This window comes from Paenibacillus sp. J31R109 (assembly GCF_059692055.1).
This window is the reverse complement of record NZ_JCAUAR010000006.1, coordinates 88,708-113,559: the sequence shown is the minus strand read 5'-3', so window position 1 is coordinate 113,559 and position 24,852 is coordinate 88,708. Positions and strand designations below refer to the sequence as shown.

At 46.3% G+C, this 24,852-nt stretch carries 23 protein-coding genes, 1 tRNA gene and 1 pseudogene; 15 read left to right on the top strand and 10 right to left on the bottom strand.

From position 1 onward, the window contains the following. Positions 1-52 precede the first annotated feature (52 nt). Together AC58QT_RS17375 and AC58QT_RS17370 are read left to right on the top strand one after the other, a co-directional pair. Positions 53-622, top strand: a complete 570-nt coding sequence (locus AC58QT_RS17375; RefSeq protein WP_497282922.1) for a xanthine phosphoribosyltransferase — start codon at positions 53-55, stop codon at positions 620-622. A gap of 80 nt (positions 623-702) precedes the next feature. Continuing rightward, on the top strand, positions 703-1,029 hold the full coding sequence (locus AC58QT_RS17370) for a hypothetical protein (RefSeq protein WP_056615938.1): 327 nt from the start codon (positions 703-705) through the stop codon (positions 1,027-1,029). A 328-nt stretch (positions 1,030-1,357) separates the two neighbouring features. On the opposite strand, the gene AC58QT_RS17365 is transcribed toward AC58QT_RS17370, so the two are convergent. Continuing rightward, positions 1,358-1,675, bottom strand: a complete 318-nt coding sequence (locus AC58QT_RS17365) for a hypothetical protein (RefSeq protein WP_310222679.1) — start codon at positions 1,673-1,675, stop codon at positions 1,358-1,360. Positions 1,676-1,859: 184 nt separating this feature from the next. Here AC58QT_RS17365 and AC58QT_RS17360 point away from each other — a divergent pair, with 184 nt between their 5' ends. Both AC58QT_RS17360 and AC58QT_RS17355 read left to right on the top strand, forming a co-directional pair. Beyond that, positions 1,860-2,123: a hypothetical protein gene (locus AC58QT_RS17360; RefSeq protein WP_497410124.1), complete on the top strand. Its 264-nt coding sequence runs from the start codon at positions 1,860-1,862 to the stop codon at positions 2,121-2,123. Further along, on the top strand, positions 2,110-2,886 hold the full coding sequence (locus AC58QT_RS17355) for an adenosylcobinamide amidohydrolase (RefSeq protein ID WP_497410123.1): 777 nt from the start codon (positions 2,110-2,112) through the stop codon (positions 2,884-2,886). The genes AC58QT_RS17360 and AC58QT_RS17355 overlap by 14 nt, the downstream gene beginning before the upstream one ends. Before the next feature lie 92 nt (positions 2,887-2,978). Here the strand turns inward: AC58QT_RS17355 and AC58QT_RS17350 are convergent, their stop codons facing one another. Further along, positions 2,979-3,164: a hypothetical protein gene (locus tag AC58QT_RS17350; RefSeq protein WP_310222685.1), complete on the bottom strand. Its 186-nt coding sequence runs from the start codon at positions 3,162-3,164 to the stop codon at positions 2,979-2,981. A gap of 112 nt (positions 3,165-3,276) precedes the next feature. On the opposite strand from AC58QT_RS17350, the gene AC58QT_RS17345 reads away from it, so the two are divergent. Both AC58QT_RS17345 and AC58QT_RS17340 read left to right on the top strand, forming a co-directional pair. Further along, a tRNA-Leu gene (locus tag AC58QT_RS17345) sits at positions 3,277-3,360 on the top strand. 152 nt (positions 3,361-3,512) lie between these two features. Beyond that, positions 3,513-4,166, top strand: a complete 654-nt coding sequence (locus AC58QT_RS17340) for a Bax inhibitor-1/YccA family protein (RefSeq protein ID WP_497410122.1) — start codon at positions 3,513-3,515, stop codon at positions 4,164-4,166. 103 nt (positions 4,167-4,269) lie between these two features. On the opposite strand, the gene AC58QT_RS17335 is transcribed toward AC58QT_RS17340, so the two are convergent. Further along, positions 4,270-4,500: a hypothetical protein gene (locus tag AC58QT_RS17335; protein WP_497410121.1), complete on the bottom strand. Its 231-nt coding sequence runs from the start codon at positions 4,498-4,500 to the stop codon at positions 4,270-4,272. Between the two features lie 168 nt (positions 4,501-4,668). Here AC58QT_RS17335 and AC58QT_RS17330 point away from each other — a divergent pair, with 168 nt between their 5' ends. Both AC58QT_RS17330 and AC58QT_RS17325 read left to right on the top strand, forming a co-directional pair. Continuing rightward, positions 4,669-4,950 carry a hypothetical protein gene (locus AC58QT_RS17330; protein WP_310222693.1) on the top strand — a complete coding sequence of 94 codons (282 nt, stop codon included), beginning with the start codon at positions 4,669-4,671 and terminating at the stop codon, positions 4,948-4,950. Between the two features lie 91 nt (positions 4,951-5,041). Continuing rightward, positions 5,042-5,239, top strand: coding sequence for a YqzE family protein (locus AC58QT_RS17325; protein WP_497410120.1), 198 nt, complete (start codon positions 5,042-5,044; stop codon positions 5,237-5,239). A 437-nt stretch (positions 5,240-5,676) separates the two neighbouring features. Here the strand turns inward: AC58QT_RS17325 and AC58QT_RS17320 are convergent, their stop codons facing one another. The 3 genes from AC58QT_RS17320 to AC58QT_RS17310 form a co-directional block, all read right to left on the bottom strand. Then, complete coding sequence (locus AC58QT_RS17320; RefSeq protein WP_497410119.1) at positions 5,677-6,621, bottom strand: hypothetical protein; 945 nt, start codon at positions 6,619-6,621, stop codon at positions 5,677-5,679. Positions 6,622-6,737: 116 nt separating this feature from the next. Further along, the gene (locus AC58QT_RS17315) at positions 6,738-7,742 is read right to left on the bottom strand and encodes a YqhG family protein (RefSeq protein ID WP_497410118.1); all 1,005 of its coding nucleotides are present in this window, start codon (positions 7,740-7,742) and stop codon (positions 6,738-6,740) included. Beyond that, entirely contained in the window at positions 7,739-9,529 is a 1,791-nt protein-coding gene (locus AC58QT_RS17310) for a DEAD/DEAH box helicase (RefSeq protein ID WP_497410117.1), read from the bottom strand. Before AC58QT_RS17310 ends, AC58QT_RS17315 begins: the two co-directional genes overlap by 4 nt. A 293-nt stretch (positions 9,530-9,822) precedes the next feature. On the opposite strand from AC58QT_RS17310, the gene AC58QT_RS17305 reads away from it, so the two are divergent. The 6 genes from AC58QT_RS17305 (at position 9,823) to AC58QT_RS17280 (ending at position 19,149) form a co-directional block, all read left to right on the top strand. Then, positions 9,823-10,662, top strand: coding sequence for a lipoate--protein ligase family protein (locus AC58QT_RS17305; RefSeq protein WP_497410116.1), 840 nt, complete (start codon positions 9,823-9,825; stop codon positions 10,660-10,662). A 314-nt stretch (positions 10,663-10,976) separates the two neighbouring features. Continuing rightward, a complete protein-coding gene (locus AC58QT_RS17300) occupies positions 10,977-11,849 on the top strand; it encodes a carbohydrate ABC transporter permease (RefSeq protein ID WP_497410115.1) in 873 nt (290 codons plus the stop codon). A gap of 177 nt (positions 11,850-12,026) precedes the next feature. Next, positions 12,027-13,691 carry an extracellular solute-binding protein gene (locus tag AC58QT_RS17295; RefSeq protein ID WP_497410114.1) on the top strand — a complete coding sequence of 555 codons (1,665 nt, stop codon included), beginning with the start codon at positions 12,027-12,029 and terminating at the stop codon, positions 13,689-13,691. A 150-nt stretch (positions 13,692-13,841) separates the two neighbouring features. Beyond that, positions 13,842-16,073: a helix-turn-helix domain-containing protein gene (locus AC58QT_RS17290; protein WP_497410113.1), complete on the top strand. Its 2,232-nt coding sequence runs from the start codon at positions 13,842-13,844 to the stop codon at positions 16,071-16,073. A gap of 153 nt (positions 16,074-16,226) precedes the next feature. After that, positions 16,227-17,144: an ABC transporter permease gene (locus AC58QT_RS17285; RefSeq protein ID WP_497410112.1), complete on the top strand. Its 918-nt coding sequence runs from the start codon at positions 16,227-16,229 to the stop codon at positions 17,142-17,144. 100 nt (positions 17,145-17,244) lie between these two features. After that, on the top strand, positions 17,245-19,149 hold the full coding sequence (locus AC58QT_RS17280) for a hypothetical protein (protein ID WP_497410111.1): 1,905 nt from the start codon (positions 17,245-17,247) through the stop codon (positions 19,147-19,149). 306 nt (positions 19,150-19,455) lie between these two features. On the opposite strand, the gene AC58QT_RS17275 is transcribed toward AC58QT_RS17280, so the two are convergent. The 4 genes from AC58QT_RS17275 to dat form a co-directional block, all read right to left on the bottom strand. After that, a complete protein-coding gene (locus tag AC58QT_RS17275; protein ID WP_497410110.1) occupies positions 19,456-20,250 on the bottom strand; it encodes an ABC transporter ATP-binding protein in 795 nt (264 codons plus the stop codon). Further along, the gene (locus AC58QT_RS17270) at positions 20,250-21,164 is read right to left on the bottom strand and encodes an ABC transporter permease (RefSeq protein ID WP_497410109.1); all 915 of its coding nucleotides are present in this window, start codon (positions 21,162-21,164) and stop codon (positions 20,250-20,252) included. The genes AC58QT_RS17275 and AC58QT_RS17270 overlap by 1 nt, the downstream gene beginning before the upstream one ends. Positions 21,165-21,233: 69 nt before the next feature. After that, a complete protein-coding gene (locus AC58QT_RS17265; protein ID WP_310222716.1) occupies positions 21,234-22,286 on the bottom strand; it encodes an ABC transporter substrate-binding protein in 1,053 nt (350 codons plus the stop codon). A gap of 308 nt (positions 22,287-22,594) precedes the next feature. After that, positions 22,595-23,428: a D-amino-acid transaminase gene (gene dat, locus AC58QT_RS17260; RefSeq protein WP_497410108.1), complete on the bottom strand. Its 834-nt coding sequence runs from the start codon at positions 23,426-23,428 to the stop codon at positions 22,595-22,597. A gap of 280 nt (positions 23,429-23,708) precedes the next feature. Between dat and AC58QT_RS17255 the strand changes: the two are divergent. After that, positions 23,709-24,767: pseudogene (locus AC58QT_RS17255) on the top strand (ribonucleotide reductase barrel domain-containing protein); the annotation flags it as partial. Between the last annotated feature and the right edge of the window lie 85 nt (positions 24,768-24,852).

Below are 24,852 nucleotides of genomic sequence, written 5' to 3'. Positions count from 1 at the left end.
AGGAGCAATATGGTAACTTACTCATAATAGAAAGCTAAAGGGGGCCGATTTCATGGAGTTATTGAAACAGCGGATCTTAGAGGTCGGCGTCGTCGCTTCAGATCAAGTACTTAAACTTGATGCCATTTTGAATCACCAAGTAGATCCTGTTCTCATAATGGAGATGGGGAAAGAATTTGCAAGATTGTTTAGAGAAACGAAGCCAGACAAAGTTCTGACGGTGGAATCATCTGGTATTCCTATTGCTTACACGACTGCGTTGCAGCTCGGTGTCCCGATGGTATTTGCCCGTCGCAAAAAGACATTAACGATGGATCAAGATACGTATAGTGAGCGTGTTCCCTCTTTTACTAAAGGGATAGTTACCGATATTATGGTGTCCGCGCATTTGCTGCACAAAGGTGAGCGTATTCTGTTGATTGATGATTTTATTGCCAATGGCGATGCAGCGCGCGGCTTAGTCCGCATTGTGGAGAAAGCAGAAGCAGAGCTTGTCGGTGTTGGGATTGTTGTTGAGAAATCGTTTCAAAATGGCGGAAAATCCATTCGCGAACGCGGAATTCGCGTGGAGTCACTCGCTCGAATCGCCTCGCTGGCGAACGGGCAGATCACTTTTGACTGATTTTACATCACGACAATGACTTCCCTGAAAACGATTTATCTATTATAATGATTACAAGGTAAGAGAGGAGGCTGACATCTATGGGTATCGAAAATGGTTCCATTGACTATTTTATGACAAAGCTTGGGGAAGCAAAGACTCACTTTGAACGTGCACTTGATTGTAAACATACAGAGTTTGATGACCTGTATCCGTATATGATTGAACACCCTCAATTTTTCTGGTATAAGCGTTATGTGGCCTGGTCCGAGTTGTTGACAATCGTGAAGCTTTGTACGGAGCTTACAATCGAGTGGGAGCAGCAGTTCTCTGTTGCACAATCGGATTATATCAAGAAACGTGTGATGTCAAGCAAAGTCCTTGATTTCTGGTTTGAAACGAACGATTCGAAAGAGCATGTGAGTTAATCACCCATATATGATAAAAAGGCCAATGAATTCCATAGGGATTCTTGGCCTTTTTAAACATCTCCATATGAGCAGAGAGCTGCAAAAATACATCTTTTTTAAGGTGAATAGACCGTTTATCGAAAAATTGCTGCGAAAATACATCCTTTTACACGGATATTCCATAAAAAGGATAAATGCAGTGGAAAAAGGTGCATATTCGCATCTTTCTCAATAGAACGCGACTTCTCTAGTGGAAAAAGATGCATTTTCGCATCTTTTTTTAGATTCTAACACTTTCCGTGGACAGAGCAACTGTGTTTCTTATGTTTGCGTTCTGCGTCGGGTGCTAAATGCCGTTTTCCAAAACATTCATCGTTTCAATATGTCGTTTGGTCTGCTCAGAGCCAAGACGATGCAGTGACCGATAGACTTCGGTTAAATAGTAGTCATATTCTTGATTCGTTTCATTCGAATAATAGACTTTCCAAGGGAGCCAGGAAGTGGCGTAACTCCCCTGCGAAGAGTTGTCAGTTTCTTCAAAGAGCTCTTGCAGCTTGGCGATGTCATCTTCCGTAGCGGATATTTCGAATTCGTAATCTAGTGCAGTGCTGTCTTCTAATACTTCTCCCGTACCCACATTGACGTAGTACGTTCTCTTCTCCATTGTAATGTCCTCCCTTACGGTAGGCGTGAGTTAGCCTTTACCTTGTCGCATGTCTCGTCCTCGTTAAGGTAACCGAAGATGAATCGATTTATGTAACGTTTCACCGAATCGCGAATTTGGTGTATGCTAAAGAGGCACATTGGTGTTGGTGTGTTGAGATATTTATGATGGAGGTGCTACATAGATGATTTCGGAAGAACAATTGGATCAATATCGCGTAGACAGTACTTTGCTTCGAGTGATTCGTGATGTCAGCCCAACGAACGATGTACGAGGTATTGTTGTGGCTTGGGATGATGAGACGGTGCTTATTCGTAAAAAAAATCGGAGAGTCGTCAAGCTTGCCCGCAGTTATGTGTATCAGCCTTATGAGAACGAAAGGCCGCCTGCGTTCATGCTGCCGCAAGAAACGATAACGCCGGATGATTTGTCCGATGATGCAGAGTGAGAGTGCGGATACAAGCGCATCACAGGCTAGTTTAATTCCCGGTGTGGAGATGAAACAGGTACATTCTAAGAATGGCCAATATATGCAGATTACAAGTGCCAATCCACTGCGAACTCTGAATTCCTCCCCTTGGGGAGGCGGATTTGGACACCATCGGGTGTTAATGAATCGGCAAGTGGACAAGACGTATAACGAAATTGACCCGTTGGTGGAAATGGAAGCTTTCCTAGCACGTGAAGGGCTGGATCCTCAAGATACGGCTGGCATGCTTACCGCGGCGTGGTTGAAGGACGTTGGCTTCTTGTCATTAGCTTGGCCTCTAGAAGAAGCGTACAGGGAACAGACTGCCTACGACGACGTGGAAAATGTGACAGAAACGCTTCGCGTTGCCGCGTGGGTGACCGTAGGGCTCGGGAATAAAGCACGAGCAGGTGCTGTACTGCCAGCTGCTTCGCTTTATCCTGGTACTATTAACACTATTGTTGTCATAGAAGGGGATCTGACAGACGCAGCATTGGTGAATGCTGTTATCACGGCTACTGAAGCCAAGGCTGCTGCACTTCAAGATCTGAACATCACGATCGATGGTCAACTAGCCACAGGGACGACGACTGATGCGGTGCTCATTGCCGCGACAGGCAGAGGAACTACGTACCGCTATGCGGGTACAGCGACAACAGTGGGCTATCTCATAGGCAGAGCAGTTTACGAAGCCACACTTGTTTCAGCTAAGTTGAATGAGCTTGATATGAGTAAACGGTAGGAGGCTTCTGAACAACATCGCTATGTAAAAGACCTCCCGTCCATGTGGACGGGAGGTCTTCTATTACGTTAAGGTATCTGGTGTAGTTAACGTTATGTTCTACGGAACACGCCAAAACCGAGACCGGCTGCTAAGCTGTCGATATCCGAGACATCGTTATCTTCATTCTCGTTTTTGAAGTTGGGATCGTGAACGATACCCTCAGCTTCACCTTCGGTTAAATGACGCTGATTGCCCGTGTATTTCGGCTCTAGTGCCTCAATTTCTTTCTTATCCATGGGTCATACCTCCTTTCCAAATAGGGTTAGGAAGTGGTAATGGAATTATGCATGCATGGGAAAAGTTTCATTGACGAGCTTTTGCGTCACATGGTATATTAATTATGTAAACGCGATCATGGCGGAATTGGCAGACGCGCACGGTTCAGGTCCGTGTGGGCTTACCCCCGTGGAGGTTCGAGTCCTCTTGATCGCATCACGTAAAACACCCTTTTCTGAGTCAATCAGGGAAGGGTGTTTTCGTGACCAATCGCGGAATTACTGCCCTGTAGCGGTTTTCATGAAATACAGGTATAATACATAGTATAGATTGTACATTTCTTTATATCTAAAGGAGCTGAATGATTCATGGATAGATCCGTTACGATTACTCAATCCGGCAGCTTTGCACATGTGCTCCAAACGTTTGCAATTTCCCTCTTAGTTTCCTTTTTGGGTACATTGATTGGTGCAATGGTCGTGCCTCCATCTATGGTGATGCTCTTCGTTGTTGCAGAGGTCGTCATGTTGGTAGCGGCGATCGTGATCCGAATTCGCGGCAAAAACATTGGCTATGGCTTTCTCTACTCATTCACAGCGATTTCTGGTGTGACGTTATATCCAGTTATTATGGCGTACGGCGGCCAGCTTGGTGCTAGCGTAGTATCAGGTGCATTTTTCGCAACGGCAGCGATTTTCGGCTCATTAGCTTTCTATGCTCACCGTTCCCAACGTGATTTCAGCTTCCTAGGCGGCTTCTTGTTCGCGGGTACGATTGGACTTGTGTTGATGAGTGTACTCGGCATGTTCCTCAACTTCGGTTCCGCCATGAATTTGGTGTGGTCGATGGCTGGGATTCTGATCTTCAGCGGTTGGGTTCTGTATGATGTTGCCCAATACCGCAACGGTGTTGCATCCGAAGCAGTGCCACTTGCCGCATTGAACATTTATCTCGATTTCATTAACTTGTTCCTGTATATCTTACGTTTCATCGCTTCAATTGTAGGATTTAACAGGAATTAAACATGCGCAACTGACGCTGATTAATAAAAAGCACGATGGTTCCTCCGATCCACGGAAATGTGGAAGAGGGCCATCGTGCTTTTTTTGGCTGCTAGTTGGCTATCTAAGACTTAATCTTGCCTGGCAGCTGTTTGGTATGGAAAAAGGGGATATCTCCTCGGAAGCTTCGATTGATTTCCAGCAGCGTATGGATTAACTGGGTTAAATCCGTGTAGTTCATACGAAGCGTAAATGGATCTGTGTACTTTTCGGATTTTATACGTATTTCAAGCCTAAGATTTGCTTCATCCATATAAATTTCTAGCTGCTCATTTGCAAGCATTAGTTCCCACATTCAAACCAACACCTCTTTCTCTCTCTAGTTACTTTTAGCTTATGTTTGTAGGACGAGATTAGAAGCAGATGCAACGAACGGGATGAATGCTTTTTATGGAAATAAGCACGATTTCCGCACTTGCCTCATACAATTTAATGATCCTAATTGAAAGAGGTGAGAAGACCTATGGCAACTTGTAGCACATGGATATATAAAGGGATTTCGCCTTCGGTATTCCGAGCGTTGCAGCAGGTAGGTAGGAGACAAGGTTTCTCTATACCGAGCACAGCATCAGGCAAATTTACGATTACAGTGGTCAGCATGAATGTTGGCTTCCAATATGCCTGGGATACGAATGCACAAACGTTGATGTTGCTGTGTGATAATAAGCCCATGCTGTTAGGCTGCGGCACGATTAAATCCTTTGCTGATAAAATTATTGCGGAGAGCGGCGGAAGACCAGGATGATTGCCAATGAGTAAGCGGTTCGCCACCTGTCTTTGCGTAGTTTAAAGCCTTATTGCTCTGGTTAGAATAAGGATAAAAGGCAGGTGGGCGTATGGCAAAGAGCGATGATCTAGTGAAGTACATAACTCAACAAGTCGTCACTTATATCGACACGCCGAAAGAAGTCCGTCAGCAAGCAAAAGCGACGATTAAAGAGCAGCGTGAAGGCTGGCAAACGCGTTGGTTTGGGATGCTGCCCTTAGCAGCGCGGATGTTGTTTGGACGAACAAAAGTCGAGAAAATGAGATGAGTTGCTGAGCGTGAACTGCGTGCCCGAGTTACTCGGATTTTTCGAGTAACCGGGCTGGTTTGTGGCTTGAGTGCTCGAGTTAGTCGACTTTTTCGAGTAACTCAGCTTGTTTGGGGCTTGTGAGCTCGAGTTAGTCGGATTTTTCGAGTAACTCGGCCGGTTTGGGGCTTGAGTGCAGGAGTTAGTCGACTTTTTCGAGTAACTGAACTGGTTTGTGGCTTGTGAGCCGGAGTTAGTCGACTTTTTCGAGTAACTGAGCTGGTTTGGTGCATGTGAGCCGGAGTTAGTCGAATTAAACGAGTAACTCAGTTCTTTTCGCTCCTGCGGGGCCCGAGCAACGCTGCTCGCACAATAAAAAGGCCAACCCGTTTGCCGGGTTGGCCTTTTGGCGTTTCACCGTTTCACCGTTTCGCCCTTCACGTCCACGTCGGCGACACTCAGGGATACAGCTCCCCAAGTCCAATGGAAGCATCCAATTGCACATATCGCGGACCCTCATGCTCCAAGACAAGATAGTTATCCCCATGCAGCCATTGTTGATAACCAAGCACAGCTAAAGGCATCGTCACGAGTTCATCATACAACATGGTGACGTAGGTGAGATCTCCTTGCTGTTCCATTGCAATCTGCAATTCAGGCAAGGAGGTTACAGGCAGCGGTGTGCCTTCAATCCATGGCAAACGGTCATAAGGATCAAAAGTGGGCCGCACCAAGGATCGAGCACCACCCGATAAATCCGTCGGCTTGTTAGCTAGGCTATCTACTAGACGTGGGGTTGGATCCGCGGTGAGCGGCAGTAACTCACCTGATTTGGCGTCGAGATAATAGGTCTCGCCGCCTTGCACGATTTTCCAAACAGACGTTAGAGTATCCATATATAAGCGGCTATTAATGAGCTTTTCATTTTGCACGAAACTGTCGTATGAGGTGGTTGAAGGAATGAGTTCTTGTTGTATCAAAGAGCGATACAACGTAGCTAAGCTAAATAGTGGAGATGGGCCTGTCCCGTATTCGGTCAAACGAAAACCGCCACTGTCAACGGCATGCACAATCATATAGCCAACCTCTTGGCCTTTATCGGATAGGATAATGACCCAGCCATGCGTGCCAGGACCGAGCGGATAGCTGTTCCAGCGTGCGTTCAGCCAGCCTGCAAAACCGGCTTCCTTCGCAAGCGTCGCCTGCCAATTACTGATCGTTGAACCAAAAGATGCTGTACTCGCCATGTCAGGGGTTGAGGTAACTGCTTTATTAGGTTCTTTCACTTGCGTCTGTGTAGGGCTTGTCCCTGCTAGATTGTCTACGGCCGAAGTGTGTAAGGGCATGAAGCCAATACTGCACAGAATGATACAAGTGGCGGTCCAAGTGGTCCACGACTTCATCTTCGTTCACCTGCCTCTCGCTAACCTACTAGTGTATGTGACTATTGTAATTCGTATGCTTTAAAAAGAATGTTAGAACCTGTTGCGGATTATTTGCGAGGTTTTAGCGACTTGCGTCAGTTTCTGGATGATAAACGACTCGCGTTGAGGTGGAATAAACCGCCATTAATGACGGATACCACGATTCGCGGTTTATGCTGCCAATCGATTTCTTCCAGCCGATTCCGACACTGTATTTCGATCTCATCTCTTTTATTGGGTTCTGCTGCAAGCAAAAGCCCGTTATAGTAGCCTTCCACCCGATCAATTTCACTACGGTGCTGTGCATTCGCATCATCGGCCCAGCGATGGTCGTAGGTGCTGATTTTGCGCTCGAGTGTCATTTCCAAAGCATTGATGGCCTTCGGGATTGAAATGGTGTCCGGTAAAATGTGACTATTCGCTGGGAGCTTCGGTGATAACGTCTTTGTCAGCATTTGTTTATGAAAATGCTCGCGAATTTCACCTGTGCCCAGCTGAATGGCAAGAGAATGTATTTCTGTCCGTTTACGGTCACAGAGCAGTTCAACCTTGTAGTTCACACACAGCCACGTGTTGTACACGAGGGAAGCATGATACGTCGCCCCCACGGGGAAGGGCTCTTCGAATAAGTGAATGAAGCGACCACGTTCGCGCACGATGCCGAAGATCTGGTCGAGTCGCCGGCTGCCAAAGGTCACGTCATCTTGTGGGACTCGCGTGGTGATGGTCGTCGGAACGAAGCCGAAATAACGCCCCAGTATGCTGTCCGGTGCACTGCCCGCAGGAGCACCAGCTCCGCCTTGACCAGGTGGCCCATAGCCAGTGGAAGATGGGCCAGCGGCAGCAGTCACAGCAGCGGCAGCCTTGGGCTTAACTTCTAGTTTCATCTGCTCGGGATCGATGACAAATTTATACGTCATCGTCTCCGCTGCAGCGCCAGTCCGCTCAATAAAACTCCAATAGTAAGGACGGCCTGTCATTTCCCGATCTGCTTCGGGAGAGAGCTTCACCGTTACATAGGAAGGTGTTTTCTCCAGAATCGTACAGTCGTAAGCCTCCAGAAAACGCATCACGAATGAATGAATGTTTCGTTTATTCATGGCCCCACCTCTACACTCTGGGAACCGCTTACGGCATCAAGGATATCTTGGAACTTGGCGCCGTATTGCGGATTTTGTTCGATTTCTTCTCTTACTTCGGAGATCGAATGTCCGAGCTCATCGATTTTGCGGCGGATTTCTTCACCGGAGCCAGCTTCCATCACCATGCGGAACAGGGACGTTTCAAGCGAGCCTCGTTTCTCGATTTTCTCCAAAATCGTATCCAGCTGCCCAATAACCAATTCGAACATATTGATCTTCTCGTGTAACAGCGATAGGATATGTTCTTCAATGGTATTCCTTGTGGATAAGTTGTAAATGTTGACGTCATGCGTCTGCCCGAGTCGATGGACCCGCCCGATCCGCTGTTCCACACGCATTGGGTTCCAAGGGAGATCAAAGTTGATCATGTTGTGGCAAAATTGTAAGTTAATGCCTTCGCCACCTGCCTCGGTTGCTATAAGAACTTGTACCCGATTTCGGAATAAATCCATCATCCAATCTTTTTTCCCGCGATTCATGCCGCCCCGATAGGGGACCGCTGTGATTTTCCGTTCTTTGAGGTAATTTAACAAATATTCTTGGGATGCCCGATACTCGGTGAAAATAATGACTTTATCATTGATGTCTTGAATTAGTCTCATCGTCGTTTCTGCTTTGCTATTCGACTTGATACTACGAATAAGCTCCACGAGTTCCCAGATCTTGGGGCGTACAGGCGAGTCTTCAGCAGTCTTTTTAAATAAATTTACCAACGTAATGAACACCGCATCCCGAGAGCTGCACACTTCACGTTGAAGCGTAATCATAGAAAGCATGGAGCTGAGATCGCCGCCATTCTCGGAGTAACGCGTTCGTACGAAATTCGTGACCCCATCGTAGAGTGCTTGCTCTTCATCTGAGAGCGTGAGGGGAATATTGCGCACAATCCGCTTCGTATAATGCACACCGCCATCGCCGCGGCGATTACGAATCATCACTTTGGAAAGCTCCTGCTGCAGCTGAATCTCATTCTTCGGTGTACGCTTGCCCACGACAAAGTTGCTCTTGAAGCTGTTCTGTCCACCAAGCTGGCCTGGTTTCAGCAGGGTGATCAGGTTGTACAGCTCTTTGAGATCGTTCTGCACAGGCGTGGCTGTGAGGAGCAGGCAATATTTTTTGCGCAGCTCGTCGACGAAGGTGTAGTTCGTTGTTTTTTTATTTTTCAACTTATGGGCTTCATCGACGATGAGCATATCGTATTCTAGACCCATGACAATATCGCGATGCGGGTCTCTTTTGGCCGTATCCATCGAGGCTACGATAATGTCCGCTTGCTGCCACATGTAAGCCTTCTTATGCGCAACAGCGGGAATACCGAACTTCGTATTTAATTCCCGAACCCATTGCAAGACCAGGGAAGCGGGTACAAGGATAAGCGTTTTGCGGACAAGCCCGCGGATCATGTATTCTTTTAAAATTAAACCAGCCTCAATCGTCTTCCCAAGTCCAACCTCGTCGGCCAAAATGGCACGTCCACGCATCTCATTGAGCACGCGTTTCGCTGTATCAATCTGATGAGCCATTGGTTCAAGTGTCCCTAAGTGTGCGAGGCATTGCATATCATCAAACGTAGAAATAAGCCCCGACTCTTCCGATTCGTAGGCAAGCTGATATAAGGTCCAATCATCCCAAGGACCCCCTCCATGTACACGATTGTCCAGCTCAGTAAACCAGTCCCTCTCAAAATGCATATCTAGATGTTTATGAATGGGGCGAATGTTCTCTTGCTGATCATGTTGACGCATGGCTGTGCCCTCCTAAAAGTTTTCGCTAGAAAACTGACTTCGTAAGCATAAACTTAAGTTTTGCGTAGCAAAACTAGCATCGTACGCATACGCTACGTTCTGATTCTGCGCCTACCCTCGCAAACGTCGCATACAGGTTAGTATGTCCAGAGAAGAGTCTTTCATAACTTTTCCCATGTAAGACTTTTACTGGTGCTGGGGCGAGAAGTCGAATGCGGAACATGAATATGCTATGATAGAGGTTAGTTTTGGGAAAAAAGTTGACGATCTACAAGAAAGGAAGTTGTGTTGAGATGACTGCTTGGCGATTTATACATACAGGAGACCGTTCTCCTGCTGAAAATATGGCTTTAGATGAAGCGATTCTTACCGCTCACAGTGAAGGGAAGGTACCGCCAACGGTGCGTTTCTATGGATGGAATCCAGCGACGTTATCGATTGGTTATTTTCAAAAAGCAGCTGAAGTGGATCAGGAAGCGGTAGCGAGCGAGGGAATTGGCTTCGTAAGACGGCCTACTGGCGGACGAGCAGTGCTGCATGATAAAGAACTGACGTATAGCATTATCGTGGCTGAGGATTATCCAGGCATCCCACGTAATGTAACTGACGCTTATCGCGTATTGAGTGAGGGGCTGTTGCAAGGTTTTCGTGCGCTAGGCCTTGCAGCAGAAATGGTACAGCTGGCGAGTGATGAGGAAAAAGAGAAATACGCCTCAGCGGGCTCTGCGGCATGCTTCGATTCACCTTCGTGGTACGAGTTGGTTGTAGAAGGTCGCAAGGTGGCCGGCAGTGCGCAGGTTCGCCAAAAAAATGTTGTGTTGCAGCATGGCTCGATTCTGCTGGATATGGATACGGATCAATTATTTCGGATGCTGCGCTTCTCGAACGAGAAGGTGGCTGATCGCATGAAGCAAAGCTTTCTGAAGAAAGCGGTGGCGATTAATGAATTGCTGCGCGCGCAGGGGAAAGCGGAAGTGACACTAGGCGAAGTTGAGGAAGCGTTCCGACGTGAAATCGCCCTTGGACTTGGTGTCGAACTCGTCGAGTCGTCTTTGACGGATTATGAGGTTGAACTTACAAATCGTCTTGTTGCCGAGAAATATGGCACGGATGAGTGGAATTTACGACGGTAACCGTTGAAAAAGGTTGGCCAGGCGCCTATGTCTGTCCAACCTTTTTTATAGATGAAGTGGCAGCTTTTGGTTGTGTCTGAGTCGTTCATTCTCGAAGGCTTGGGCTGTGTAGTTCGATTTTACCTGACTATTTGCGACTGTTGGCAGAAAGAAGTAGGTTTAGCTCGATTTCACCAACTTATCCCGCCCAGCCACTGACTGGGGAGGTGCGATCGCCGTTTTCTCAATAGATATACCCGAATCATGTGTATTGAAGGAAAATCTATCTCATTTTAAAGTGGTGTCATACCATAAGAAGGGGATGGAGGAGTCCGATGAAAGCATCACCAGGAGAGAAGTTATTCTATGCATTGAATTATTTGATGTTAACCATCATTGGGATCACATGTGTGCTGCCCTTGATCCATCTGCTCGCCTTATCATTTAGTGATCAACCTGCTGTCATCTCAGGACATGTCGGTTTATGGCCCGTGGGTTGGAATTTGGAGTCGTATCGACTGTTATTCAAAGGGACACAGATTTTACCTGCGTTTGCCAACAGTGTGAAAATTATGGTCGTAGGGACCTTATTGAGCATTGGGTTTACGATTTTGGCGGCGTACCCGTTGTCAAAGCGGTATTTCTTTGGAAGAAAGACATTCACGATGATGCTGATTTTTACTATGCTTTTCAGCGCAGGCTTAATTCCCGGCTACTTATTGATTAAGAATCTGGGTATGGTGAATACGTATTGGGCGCTTTGGTTGCCGGCGCTTGTCAGTGTGTATAATACGTTGGTTTTGAAAACGTTTTTTGAGAATATTCCCTTAGAGCTTGATGAAGCAGCCAGAATGGATGGCTGTAATGAATGGTGGCTCATCGGACGCATTTATCTACCGCTGGCAGTTCCTGCGATCGCTACATTAATCCTGTTCTACGCCGTTGGCTACTGGAACATGTTCCAAAATGTCCTCATCTATATTAACGCTCCTGCTAAACAGAATTTAACGGTGCTTGTCCAGCAAATGATCAATAATAGCATGCTGCAAGTCGATCAATATTTACGTCCAGAAGAAGCGATTCAAATTACACCGGAGTCCATCAAGTCATCGGGTGTCATCGTGATGATTCTTCCGATGTTGATTGTATATCCTTTTGTCCAGAAGCATTTCGTGAAGGGCGTTATGATTGGCTCGGTAAAAGGGTGATGCGCCCGAAATCGGCATATCGCTGAAAAAGGTATATCCCGCAAAAAGATGTATATACAGCGATTCTTGTATATTGCTGGAGGGATAGCAGCAGGGCTACAGTGAGGTCAAGCGAACCACATCGGTGATTCTGCTGATGAACACAAGGAAAGTACATTCCTGAGGAGGTCTACTCGAATGAAAAAGAGATTATTCGTTGTATCCACGGTAGCAGTTGCACTAGCGTCTATCAGTTTACTTGCAGCATGCGGTAAGGCGGACGATAGCAAAGGAGCGGAAGCATCAACTAGCACGTCCACAACGCAGGCATCGAAAGCTCCTGAGAAGAGAGGCAAGATGTCTACCACCATTTATGATCGTGGGAACATGGTTCCGGAAGAAGGGACGCTGGATAAAAACCGCTGGACAGAGTGGGTCAATAAGAACGGCCCTGTAGATGTCACTTTTGTCCCGATTCCTCGTACGAAACCAGAAGATAAGCTGAACGTGATGTTTGCTTCCGGCGAAGCGCCTGACTTAATTCAAGATTATGATATGAAAAATCGCAGTTCTTGGTACGAGTCCAAGCAATTACTGCCTTTGGATGATTTAATTGCGAAAAACAGTGTGGAGTTTAAAGCGTTGCTGGAGAGAAATCCACTTCTGAAGAAATTCGGTACGCGTTCTGATGGTAAGCTGTATGATATCGCAGTTCTTGGCAAGCTGGAAGTGAACTGGGTGTTTATGGTTCGGACGGACTGGCTGAAGAAGCTGGGCTTGGAAGCTCCGAAAACGACGGATGAGTTGTTTGCGATTGCGAAAGCTTTTACAGAGAAAGATCCTGATGGCAATGGCAAGAACGATACGTATGGTCTTACACTAGGTGGCGGTTATAACCAAAAAGTCATTGACTTCATGTTCGGTGTGCCGGTGTTCTCGAATTACAATTATAAAGATGGCAACCTGCAGTATGCGTGGGAAAATCAACAAGCTAGTTTAACGTTTAAAAAGAAATTGTTCCAAGAAAATGTCATTGATAAAGATTTCGCAGCAGATACGACAGGGGATAAAGCGAAGCGGGATTTCTTGAACGGTAAGCTTGGCTTCTATACAGGTGGAGTACCAACTGCAATCGAGATGGAAACGTTGTTGAAAAACGATCCCAATGCGGTCGTGACGCCAATTCTGCTGCCGAAAAGCTCGTTTGGTCAATTCAGTCCGCCAGTCACATCACCTGTACAAAATGCTGCTGTTGTGAATGCGAAGGCGAAAGATCCAGTCGCGGTTATTAAATATCTTGATTTCTTGACCACTCAAAACGCACAGAAAGCTCTGAAATGGGGAATTGAAGGGGAGCACTACAAACTCGATGCGAAGGGCTGCCCACAAATCACGGACCCTGATAAAATCAAGAAAGAGCGCAGCTATGCTAATGATTACGGCATGATCATGTCATCGATTCCAGGTATGCCTACTTGTGATACGCGAATTGATTCACTTAGCGACAGCGTGCCTGCTCAGAAAGAACTTAAGCGTATTATTATCGAAGCGCGCAAGCTGTACCTTGCTCCTGAGCGCCCGGTAGCCGGCTATTTACTGGAAGTACCTTCAATTCCCAAAGATTTGGATATGATCGTGCAAAGCGTACCGAACATTCAATCCGCAGCTGCCAAAACAGGCGCGCCGGATGAATTCGTGAAAGCGATCGTAACCCCAGGGATTTCTGCTGAGCAAGCGATCAAAACGTCCCAAGATATTTGGAGCAAAGCAGGTGGACCGAAGGTGGATGAGTGGTACCAAAACTGGTATAAAACGAATAAAGAGAAAGCGATTTTGGTTACGGACATTTATACGTTGAAATAAATTGGATTACGGGCCGGACGGAGGATACATCTCTGATCCGGTCTTTTTCGTTCCATACGAAAATTGTATATCGCTGAAAAAAGCGTATTTGCAAGGGGCCTTGATCAGGGTACAATGAACTCTACCAGCCTTATAAAGGAGTTTTGTACCATGCAGCTCAGTAAAAACTGGTTTAATCGGCTCCTCATTTCGTATATCCCTGTTTTTGTCATCATCGTCATCCTGTTATCTGTCTTGTTTTTCGTGTTCACCAATGTGATAACACAAAGTCAAACGAAGAAGGCCAATAACATATTTATGGAGCAAGCGCTTGGCAATTTGGATAGAACTCTGAAGCAGATCGACCAAGGTGTGTTGCGTGAGCTCAATTATAACGATGGGTTGAATGGTTTTTATTTTGCAGCTGAAGGCGATCGTTATAATGGTTTAGCGCTTCCAGCCTCAAAGTTGGAGCAGCTTGTTTCAGGTTATCCCGAAATTGACTCTGTCTATTTGTATCGAAATAGCGACGGTAAAGTATTAAGTAGAAGTCTCATCGTGCCGTCGGAGCTTTTTGGCGATGCTGAATTTATACAACGTATGGCTCAAAATGGAAATCCAACCGAATGGCTGCCTGTCCGCAATTATTCGGAGTATATCGGCGAAAAACCGCGAAACGTCATTAGTATCGTGCGTAAAGCGCCGCTTCTAACGGGTGATAAAGGATTCATTGTCGTCAATGTGAATGTGGACTATATCGCGAGAATGATTGATGCTATGGCGTACTCGCACTACAGTTTTATTCAAGTAAAGGATGCTAACCAGTATCCGATTAATCGAACAGGAAAAGCGCTGGAGACAGCCACTTCGCTGCAGTCAGGCGTCATGAAATCAGCCTATACCGGCTGGGTGATGCAGATTGGTCTGAAAGAAGGGGGATTTACTTACCTATTCTCAAGTCTATACATTCTTTGGATCGTGATTACGGTTGTGATGTTAGGCGCGGGGATTTGGTGGATCATCCATGTCTCTAAGAATCATTACCGACCTGTTGAAATGATCTTGCGTCAGGTGCGGACAGGCGCTTTCCAGAAGGTGCTCGATAAATCTTCAGATGGGCATGATGAGTTTCATTTTATCCAAAATGCGATAACAGAGCTCATCGATCAATCAAATGAGTTTAGGCAACAACATAGACAAGACATGGCCTATCGGAAGCAAGTCCTGTTTACGGATTTACTTCAAGGGAGCAAAATGTTCTCACCAGAGGCTTGGCAGGAACAACTTGCGACGTATAGACTTCCTATTCAGTATACTGCGCTCCAAATGGCGGTCATTGAAATTGATAAATTTCAGCAGTTTTGTGAGATTTACAACCATCGGGATCAGACTTTATTGAAGTTTGCCTTAAAAAGTGTGACAGGAGAGATTGCCGAGAAGCACGGAGTGGCTGCTTGGGGCGAATGGATCGATAATGATCGGCTGGGCGTGCTTTTATTTCTAAAGGAAACTTCGGATGGACAAGGGACGAAAGTTGTCATGGAAGAGATGCACCAATGGGTGAACGATCATTTGCGGTTTACCGTGACAACGGGGTTAAGCTCGCTGGCAGGTCAGTCGGAGGACATTCCGCTTGCATATGAAGAGGCTGTCACATCGTTAAAATATAAGACCGTACTCGGGTTAGGACGCGTTATTTATTTCCTGGAAATAAAACCGAAAATGGATAGTGACGTGTATAATCGTCTGCAGCATGTGCGCGGAATCGTCATTATGTTCAAGCAGGGCAATGAAGAGTGGCGCATGGCATTTTATAATCTAATCAGCAATCTACGCGACGAACATGCGGTAAAAGATGATATCGTCATCACGATGGAGTATTTCAACTATCAGTTGAATCACGCGATGAAGGAATTGAATGCTGCCTATACCGCGCATTGGGAATCGCAAGCGTATCCAGCTTTGTTGCAGATGTTGGACCATTATGAGCTGCTGGATGAGCTGGCGGAGCATTACTTGAAGCTGCTGGACGAGGAATACAGCAACATTACGGTCATTCATGACAGCAGTTCGAATCGCTCGGTCATTCGGCAAATGCAGAAATTTATCGATGAGCATCTCGTTAATCCGGATTTATCACTAAATATGATTGGCGAAGCGTTTGATATGAATGATAAGCAAGTCAGTCAATTAATTAAGCAAGAGCTGGGTGAAAAATTCGTTGATTACTTGGCTCGTCTACGGATTCAGTGTGCAAAGCGGTTGTTGGAAGAAACGGATGAATCGATCCAGTCCATTTCGTTGAAGGTCGGGTATATCCACTCCTTATCCTTCATTCGGATGTTCAAAAAAATGATGCAAATGACGCCAGGTGACTACCGCAAGCTGCATCGCGCGTCATAAAGTGGGAAGCATTCAACCGATGAGGTGGGATGCTTTTTTCTTTTGCGTACAGGGTGCATATACTGGATTCTTGTGTATTGAGAAGGGGCAGTGCGCCACGTAAAGTAAAGATAAATACGAAGAGAAGCTGTGCGACTGAAAGGAGAAACAACGATGAAATCACCTGCCATGTTTTCCAGAAAAAAATATTGGGGATTGAACGCCCCCCTTCTGGTTATGTTCATCCCCGTTCTGATCTATTTTATTATTTTCAAATATGTGCCGATTGGCGGCCTGGTTATTGCTTTCAAAAGCTATAATTTCACAGACGGCATATGGGGCAGTCCGTGGACGGGACTCGCGAATTTCAAATTGATGTTCCATAATCCGAACATGTTCAAAATCATTCGAAATACGTTCATGATAAGTACGTTAAGTATCTTGGTTGGATTTCCGTTCCCGATTATGTTGGCGATCCTGCTCAATGAGGTTAGGAAATCATTTTTTAAGAAGACGATTCAGACACTTGTGTATTTCCCGCATTTCCTTAACTGGGTAATTATTGGATCCTTTGTTGTGCTTATTTTCGCGCAAGAGCATGGGGTTATGGCGTCGATAAGTAAAGCGATATCGGGCGAAAGTTATCCATTTCTGTATGATAAGACGACGTGGCTGGCGATTTTCTTAGGGTCTGGCATATGGAAAGAAGCGGGCTTCTCGGCCATTATTTACTTGGCTGCGCTAAATTCGATCGATCCGAGCTTATATGAAGCGGCAAGCATTGACGGTGCGAATAAGTGGAAGCAAATGTGGAATGTGACGCTGCCTGGTATCGCTCCTGTGATTGCGTTGATGTTCATTCTTTCGATGGACCGCGTGATGAATGTGGGTTTTGATCAAATCTATGTGCTCGGTAATCCGGTCGTCTCCGATCTGGCGAATGTCATTAGTGTATGGAGTTATAATGTGGGTCTGCGCAATGCGCAATTTAGCTTGTCGACGGCAGTTGGTCTATTTGAGTCCTTGGTTGGGCTTATTCTCGTTGTGATTGCCAATGGCGTTGCACGTAGGTTCGGTCAAAGCATGTGGTAGTAGGTAGTTAGGCTATGAAGGGAGGGGATAAGAACAGTTGGAGATTCATCCACGCAGCTAGATATGGCATGCAATTCTAACGAATGAGGTGAATGAGAGATTGAACAAGACAAAGTTATGGTTGAAAAGTGTGGCTCTTGGCTTATCGCTTGCGGTTGCAAGTCCATTGACAGCATTGGCCTTTGATTATGGTGATCTACCGACAAACATCTTTCCGGCAGGCGGGTATACTAATACCGTATGGGGTGATCCCGGAGGGTGGACGACACTTGACGTAACTTCGTACAGCGTTCCCGCCAACAATCCAAGTGTAGATGCCTCGGCAGCTGTTCTAAATATGATCAACAGTACGTCAGGGCGTCGGATCTTGTATTTCCCGGATGGGGCGTATTATTTTAAAACACCGCTAAGTATCACTTCAGGAAATATTATTATTCGTGGAAATGGACTAACGAAAACAACATTTTTCATTGGCGATTCGGCCAATGTGAATACAGAGCTGCGATTTGATGGCAGCAAAGTAGGAGATCCCGTATCCGTGACAGGTTCCCCGGCAGCAGGAAGTCAAAGCATTACCGTGGACGATGCGAGCACGCTAAATGTAGACGATTACATCCTGTTGTATCTCTCAGGGGGCAAGCTGGCTTGGAGTACGTATACGGAGTCTCAAACGTTTAAAATTACGGGGAAAAGCGGGAATACGCTGACCTTGGGGAAAATCATTGGGCTTGATTACCCAGCCGCCAAGCTGCCGAAAGTGCAAAAGCTGAACCTGCTGCCCAATGTCGGCGTAGAGAAAGTGAAGCTCGTGCGGACGGTTCAGCCAACGATTGAGAATACGAACAATCTCGTCCTCAATCGGACGGTGAACAGCTATGTCAAAGACAATGAATCGATCTTGAGCGGCAGAGGACACATCTCGATTGATAACAGCAAAGATGTTACGGTGGAGCGAAATTATGTTCATGATGCTTTTATCAAAAATGTTGGTGGTTACGCCTATGGTATCGTCAATAATGCCTCAACGAGCGTACGTATTACGGATAATAAGCTGTGGGATCTGCGGCATCACATTTTGCTGCAATTAGGGGCCAACCATTCGGTCATCAGCTACAACTCATTGGAGTCGCCGTATACCGATTATAACGACTTAGCCTTTCATTCAAATTATGCGTATATGAACTTGGTTGAAGGGAACACCTTCAAGGAAGGCTATGCGGATAATTCAAAGGCGGGCGATCCTGTGATGACGGCGACAGGTCCGTACAACACATGGTTCCGTAATAAAGCAACGGGCAAGATCGGTACAGACAACACGTCTACGGTTAATCAAAATATGATCGGTAATTACGTCGGTAGTATTTCTACTTCTGGATCAGGTCATTACCTAGGTGCCAATAAATTGACGAGTGGTACGGTCAATTGGGGGTCGTTGAGTTCGACATCGAATATTCCAGCGTCCTTGTATGCGACAGCGCAGCCCTCGTTCCTGAGCGGGAAAGCGTGGCCACTGTTCGGACCTAACGTAGGAACAGATTGGGGAGCTAGCAACACGAATCCAGCCAAAGACAGAGCCATTCCTGTAAGCGGTATCACCATTGTCGATGATTTGAGTGATTGGAGTAAAACGTACAGCACCACGGCAAATGTGGGCTTTGATAACTTGAATACGGCCAAATTCGAGGGCGACACGTCCCGTGCCAAGCGAACAACGAAGACGAATGAGGAGATCGTGTGGTATCAGCCTGGGATGAAGAGCTTTACAGCGGTTACGTTCTTCTGGCCATCTGAAGCCGTCAATGCGTTCACGGTTTACACATCGGCGGATGGATCGACTTGGACGACAGCGACGCCTACGATCACAGGTGGATCGGGTGATTGGAAAAAGTACACGTACACCTTAACCGGTTTGCGCGGTGTGAACTATGTGAAGATGAGATGGAACAATACGGCAGGTTCTGTGTGGAATCCGCAGATTGGTAAGGTTACGATGACGACTTATTGATAAGGAAAAGGGGATTTCTGATAGGTAATAAAGGAGTCTTATCTCCGGAACCGAAGATAGTTCGATTCTGCCGAACTAACTCAAGGTTTTCCCTCGGTTGCAGGTCGATAGTCCGATTTTGCCCAACTATTCGCCTGTTTTCGTTAGGTGTGGCCCAGTTTTGGCGATTTAGTTAGGATAATTCGGATTAATCCAGTCTTATCCGTGCAGAAACTGTGATTAGTTCGGCAAATTCGGACTAATTAAAAACAAAGGAGCTAAGCGTAAAAAAACGCTTAGCTCCTATTTTACTTTTGAGACCGTACTTTATCCGAGAACGACGCGGTCATCAGACAGCTTGTTACCGCTGATGTTTTCAAACTCACCGAGCAGCTGTTCGACGGTGAGGTCTTTTTTTCGTTCCTCGCTCACATCAAGGATGATGCGGCCTTTGTCCATCATGATCAAGCGATTGCCGAGGCGTATCGCTTGTTCCATATTGTGCGTGACCATCAGTGTGGTCAGCTTCATTTCGCGCACGATTTCCTCGGTCAATCGTGTGATCAGTTCCGCGCGCGCGGGATCCAGCGCGGCGGTGTGCTCGTCAAGCAGCAGAATCTGCGGCTTGGTGAAAGTCGCCATGAGCAAGCTGAGGGCTTGGCGCTCGCCGCCGGAGAGCAGACCCACTTTCGCGCGCAGACGGCCCTCCAGGCCGATACCGAGGCGCTGCAGCTGTTCCAGGAACAACGCGCGTTTCTTCGCGTTGACACCGAAGCCCAGCCTGCGCTTCTTGCCGCGGGCATACGCCATGGCGAGATTTTCCTCGATGGTCATTCGAGGAGCCGTCCCCGCCATGGGGTCTTGAAAGACGCGGCCGATCCAGCGGCTGCGCTCGTATTCCGGCAGATGGTGAATGACTTCACCATCGATACGCACTTCGCCGGCATCCGGCGTCATGACGCCGGAGATGATGTTCATCAGCGTCGATTTGCCGGCGCCGTTACTTCCGATGACCGTGACGAAGTCACCGGGCTTCAGGGTCAAGTTAATGCCGATGAGCGCAATTTTCTCATCAGCGGAACCAGGGTTAAAGAGCTTGGAAACATTGGAGAGCTGCAGCATTAACGCTCACCTCCTTTATTCATTTTCAGTGCAAGTTCGATGAGCTCAGCAGAACGACGCTTGGCTGTCGCTTTTTGCTTAATCGCTCGCTGCACGGAAGGTAATACAAGTGCGATAATAACGATAATCGCGGTAATTAGCTTGAGGTCGGATGCTTTCAGCCACTCAATGCGAAGTGCTAGTGCGACAACGATTCGGTACACGATGGAACCGAGTACAGCAGCTAGTGTCGCTTGGAACACCGAGCGAGAGCCAAAAATCGCTTCCCCAATAATAACGGAAGCCAATCCAACGACGATCATCCCGATCCCCATAGAGATATCAGCAAAGCCTGACTGCTGCGCGATTAGAGCGCCGGAGAGCGCGACTAATCCATTGGATAAGCTTAAGCCAAGGATCGTTGTTCGATCCGTGTTGGCACCAAAACTGCGAATCATTCGTGCATTGTCTCCAGTAGCTCTGAGAGAAAGCCCCAGATCTGTATGGAGGAACGCATCGAGTAAAAGTTTAAGCACAATTACGATGATAAACCCAATTACGATTGGCTTCATCGAAGTGAATATCGAATCAGCGCCGAGCAGCGAAATGTTCGGCTTGCCCATAATGCGCATATTGATGGAATACAACGCAATCATCATGAGAATACCAGAGAGCAACCCATTGATTTTCCCCTTCGTATGAAGGAGTCCTGTACATGCGCCAGCGATCATTCCGCCTGCTAATGCAGCCAAACAAGCTAACCATGGTGAATAGCCATGTGCAATCATGATCGCAGCGATAGCGCCGCCTGTTGTAAAGCTTCCGTCGACTGTTAGATCGGGGAAGTCAAGAATGCGAAACGTAATGTATACACCTAGCGCCATTAAGGCGTAGAGAAGACCGAGCTCTACGGCTCCGGTCATTGAATCTATCATGATTATTCCTCCTTACTTTGAAAAAAAGAGGTGAACGAAAGCGACGTTCACCCCTTTGTGTCTCATTATTTACTGAATGATGTTTTTCTCTTTATCTTTTACAGCAGCTTTCATCGCATCTGTTACTTCAATTCCTTGCGCTTTAGCAGCTTTTAGGTTAAGGATTAGATCCATTTTGTCTGGAACGGTTACTTTCATGTCAGCTGCTTTTTTGCCATTCTTCAGAATGTCGACAGCCATTTGGCCTACTTGATAGCCATGATCGTAGTATTTGAAACCAACGGTTGCGAATGCACCTTTTTCAACTGTATCACGGTCACTGGAGAAGAAAGGAATTTTCTTTTCGTTCGCCACTTGAATGATACCGTCCACACCGCTAACTACTGTGTTATCCAGTGTAATCAAGAATGCATCAGCACGGCCTACAAGGGATTGCGCCGCTTGTTTAACCTCAGATGTATTCGTTACAGGAGCTTTAACTAGCTTAATGCCATGCTTAGTTAAGGATTGTTCTGCATTTTTTGCCATAATTACAGCATTAGGTTCGCCTTCATTAATAACAAGACCAACCGTTTTTACTTTAGGCATGTTAGCAGCAACGAAATCCATCAATTGTGCAACGGCCATTGGGTTCGTGTCTGAAGCGCCGGAAACATTGCCGCCTGGCTTGTCCACGTTGGTTACAATTTTAGCTGCAAGCGGATCTGTTACAGCTGCGAAAAGAATTGGAGCTTTTTTCACTTGCTGTACAAGGGCTTGTGCGGATGGTGTTGCAATTCCAAGTACAAGATCGTTGTCAGCGGAAGCAATTTTTTGAGCGATGGATAAGTTATTTGGTTGATCGCCTTGTGCGTTGTTGAAATCAACTTTCAAGTTCGTGCCTTCAACGATGCCTGCATCTTTAAGCGCTGCCAAGAAACCTTGACGTGTTGCATCCAAAGAAGGATGTTCAACAATTTGCGAAATTGCGATTTTATACGTTTTGGATGCTGCTGCGGTAGCTGCTGGTGTAGTTGAGGCTCCGCCAGTTGCTGCAGGTGCTGGATCAGCTTTTTGGCCACAACCTGCGACTAGCATAATTGCCGCTGATAAAACGATGGATGCGAATGCTTTCTTTTTCAAATAAATTACCCCTCTCGAAGTTCACACTTGTTACTTGGACGCATTGCTCTCGCACCACTTTAACGCTTTTGTTCAGCAAAGTATGAGGCGTGGCCTGTCCAAGTTCTTATATAATTAACCATAGTTTAATTGGATTAGAGGGTTTCCGTCAATTGTTTTATCCGTATTTGTGATTTTTTTGTGAAAATTTGGCGAGATATGGAAGAAGTTTATTTGGGGAGTGAGAGATGTTGGTAAAAAAGAGAGCAACCCTAGAAAACATTTGAGATGATTAGGGTTGCCCTTGAATGTGGAGGAGTCTAGGACTTCTATTGGAGAAAGGTTTTTTCAAATTCAGCTTGGAGCCTCTGGGTAATTGGACCAGGTGTACCCGTACCGATGACTTGTCCGTCGATTCGTAGAATGGATGTAATCTCTACCGTCGTTCCTGTTATGAAAACTTCATCTGCTTGCAAAAGTTGATTGGTCGTAAAGGGTTCTTCTTTGACTTGCAGTTGTAAAGCATGCGCTAATCGAAGTACCACTGCACGCGTAATACCATGCAAAATCAAGTGATTCGCAGGATGCGTATAGAGAACATGATCTTTGATTATCATCAGATTCGATGCGCTGCATTCGGTGACCGTTCCTTCTCGATGTAAGATGACTTCTTGTACGCCATGATCTAGCGCAGTTTGTTTTGCGAGCACATTAGGAAGCAAGTTCAAGGTTTTGAGATCACAACGCAGCCAGCGAATATCGGGTTGAGTGATGGCTTGAATACCATTGTGAATCGTGGTGAGCGGACGCTTTACCTCAGAGCAATAGGCCAATACAATCGGCTCAGCCTGTGTTGGGAAAGGATGTGCGCGAGGGGCTTCTCCGCGAGTGATTTGCATATATACCGTACCTTCGACGAGGTTGTTTTGTTGAATGAGTTTATTGATGATGTCGATGATTTCTTCATTGCTGTAGGGTAATTCCAGACGTACTTCGCTTGCTGTGCGTTCAAGCCTCTGTATATGCGCTGCCCCTTCATAAATCTGGCCATTGTAGACGCGAAATACTTCGTAAATCCCGTCACCGAAATAGTAGCCGCGATCGTCAGGTGAGATTTGAATGTCTTGTTTATGTACGAATTCGTTTTTATAAAAATAATACATGTGGTTTCACTCCTTTAATAAAAAAATATTTATGGAACATATGTTCTAAAAGATGGGCTGATGTGGTATCCTACTTATAGGTTAACAAAGGAAGAGAGAAGCGTCAAAGCTAGTAATTTCGTGACTAGAGTGAATTTGGTTCTTTTGCCAATGGATCATCCATATGTTGTGTAGTATAATAATTTGGCACTACCATATATTGAGAAATGCGGGATACCGAATCTCGTATTGATTATCTTAAATGCAGCTGTATATGCACTTTATTAGGAGGCTTATGTTCATGGGGAATGTGTATGAGAGTAAGAAGCTAACGGGATTGAGTGAGAAGATATTTTTGGATCGCTACGCACTTAAAAATGCAGACACGAGTCATGCAAAGGTAGGGGATACCGTTCTTGTCCTCACCAAAGATGATCCTAAATTTCCAGCCAAAGAGGTTGGCGAAATTATTAGTCGTGAAGGAAATACCGTAAAGGTTCGTACACGCAGCGGGGAGACCGTGGAATCTGCAGTTGAGAAGCTAACGTTAAATATGGAGAAAACACCAGAAGAAATGTGGGACCGTTTGGCTGGCGCCATGGCATCCGTTGAGAAGACAGCGGAGAAACGTCAGGAATGGACAGAGAAGTTCAGATATATTTTAAATGATTGGAAGCTTGTTCCTGGAGGCCGTATTGCAGCAGGAGCGGATGCGAGTGATGAGTTGACGTTATTTAACTGCTACGTAATTCCTTCACCGAAGGATAGCCGTGGCGGCATTATGAATACGCTGACTGAAATGACAGAAATTATGTCACGCGGCGGTGGCGTTGGGATCAACCTTTCTTCGCTTCGTCCGAGACGTTCTGTCGTGAAGGGTGTTAATGGCTCTTCCAGCGGTGCGGTCTCTTGGGGCGGATTATTTAGCTACACGACGGGCTTAATTGAGCAAGGTGGAAGTCGTCGCGGGGCACTAATGCTGATGATTAACGATTGGCATCCAGATTTGGAGGATTTCATTACGGTGAAGTCCACGATGGGACAAATTACCAACGCTAACTTATCTGTGTGCGTAAGTAATGGCTTCATGAAAGCCGTGAAGGAAGATCTAGAGTGGGAACTGGTGTTCCCGGATACAACAGATCCAGAATACAATGAGTTATGGGATGGCAATTTAGACGCATGGAAAAAGCTAGGCAAAGCGGTTAAACCGTATCGTACGGTTCGAGCTCGCGATGTATGGCATTCCATTATTGAATCGGCATGGAAATCGGCTGAACCTGGTGTTGTATTCTTGGAATACTATAATCAAATGTCCAACAGTTGGTATTTCAATCCGATTATTTGTACGAATCCGTGTGGTAAGGTAGCCTAATTTGCCTCACGTTAAACATCGCGGAATAAAGCGGGAAGGCTGAGAAGCTAATCCGAACCGAAGGCTGGAA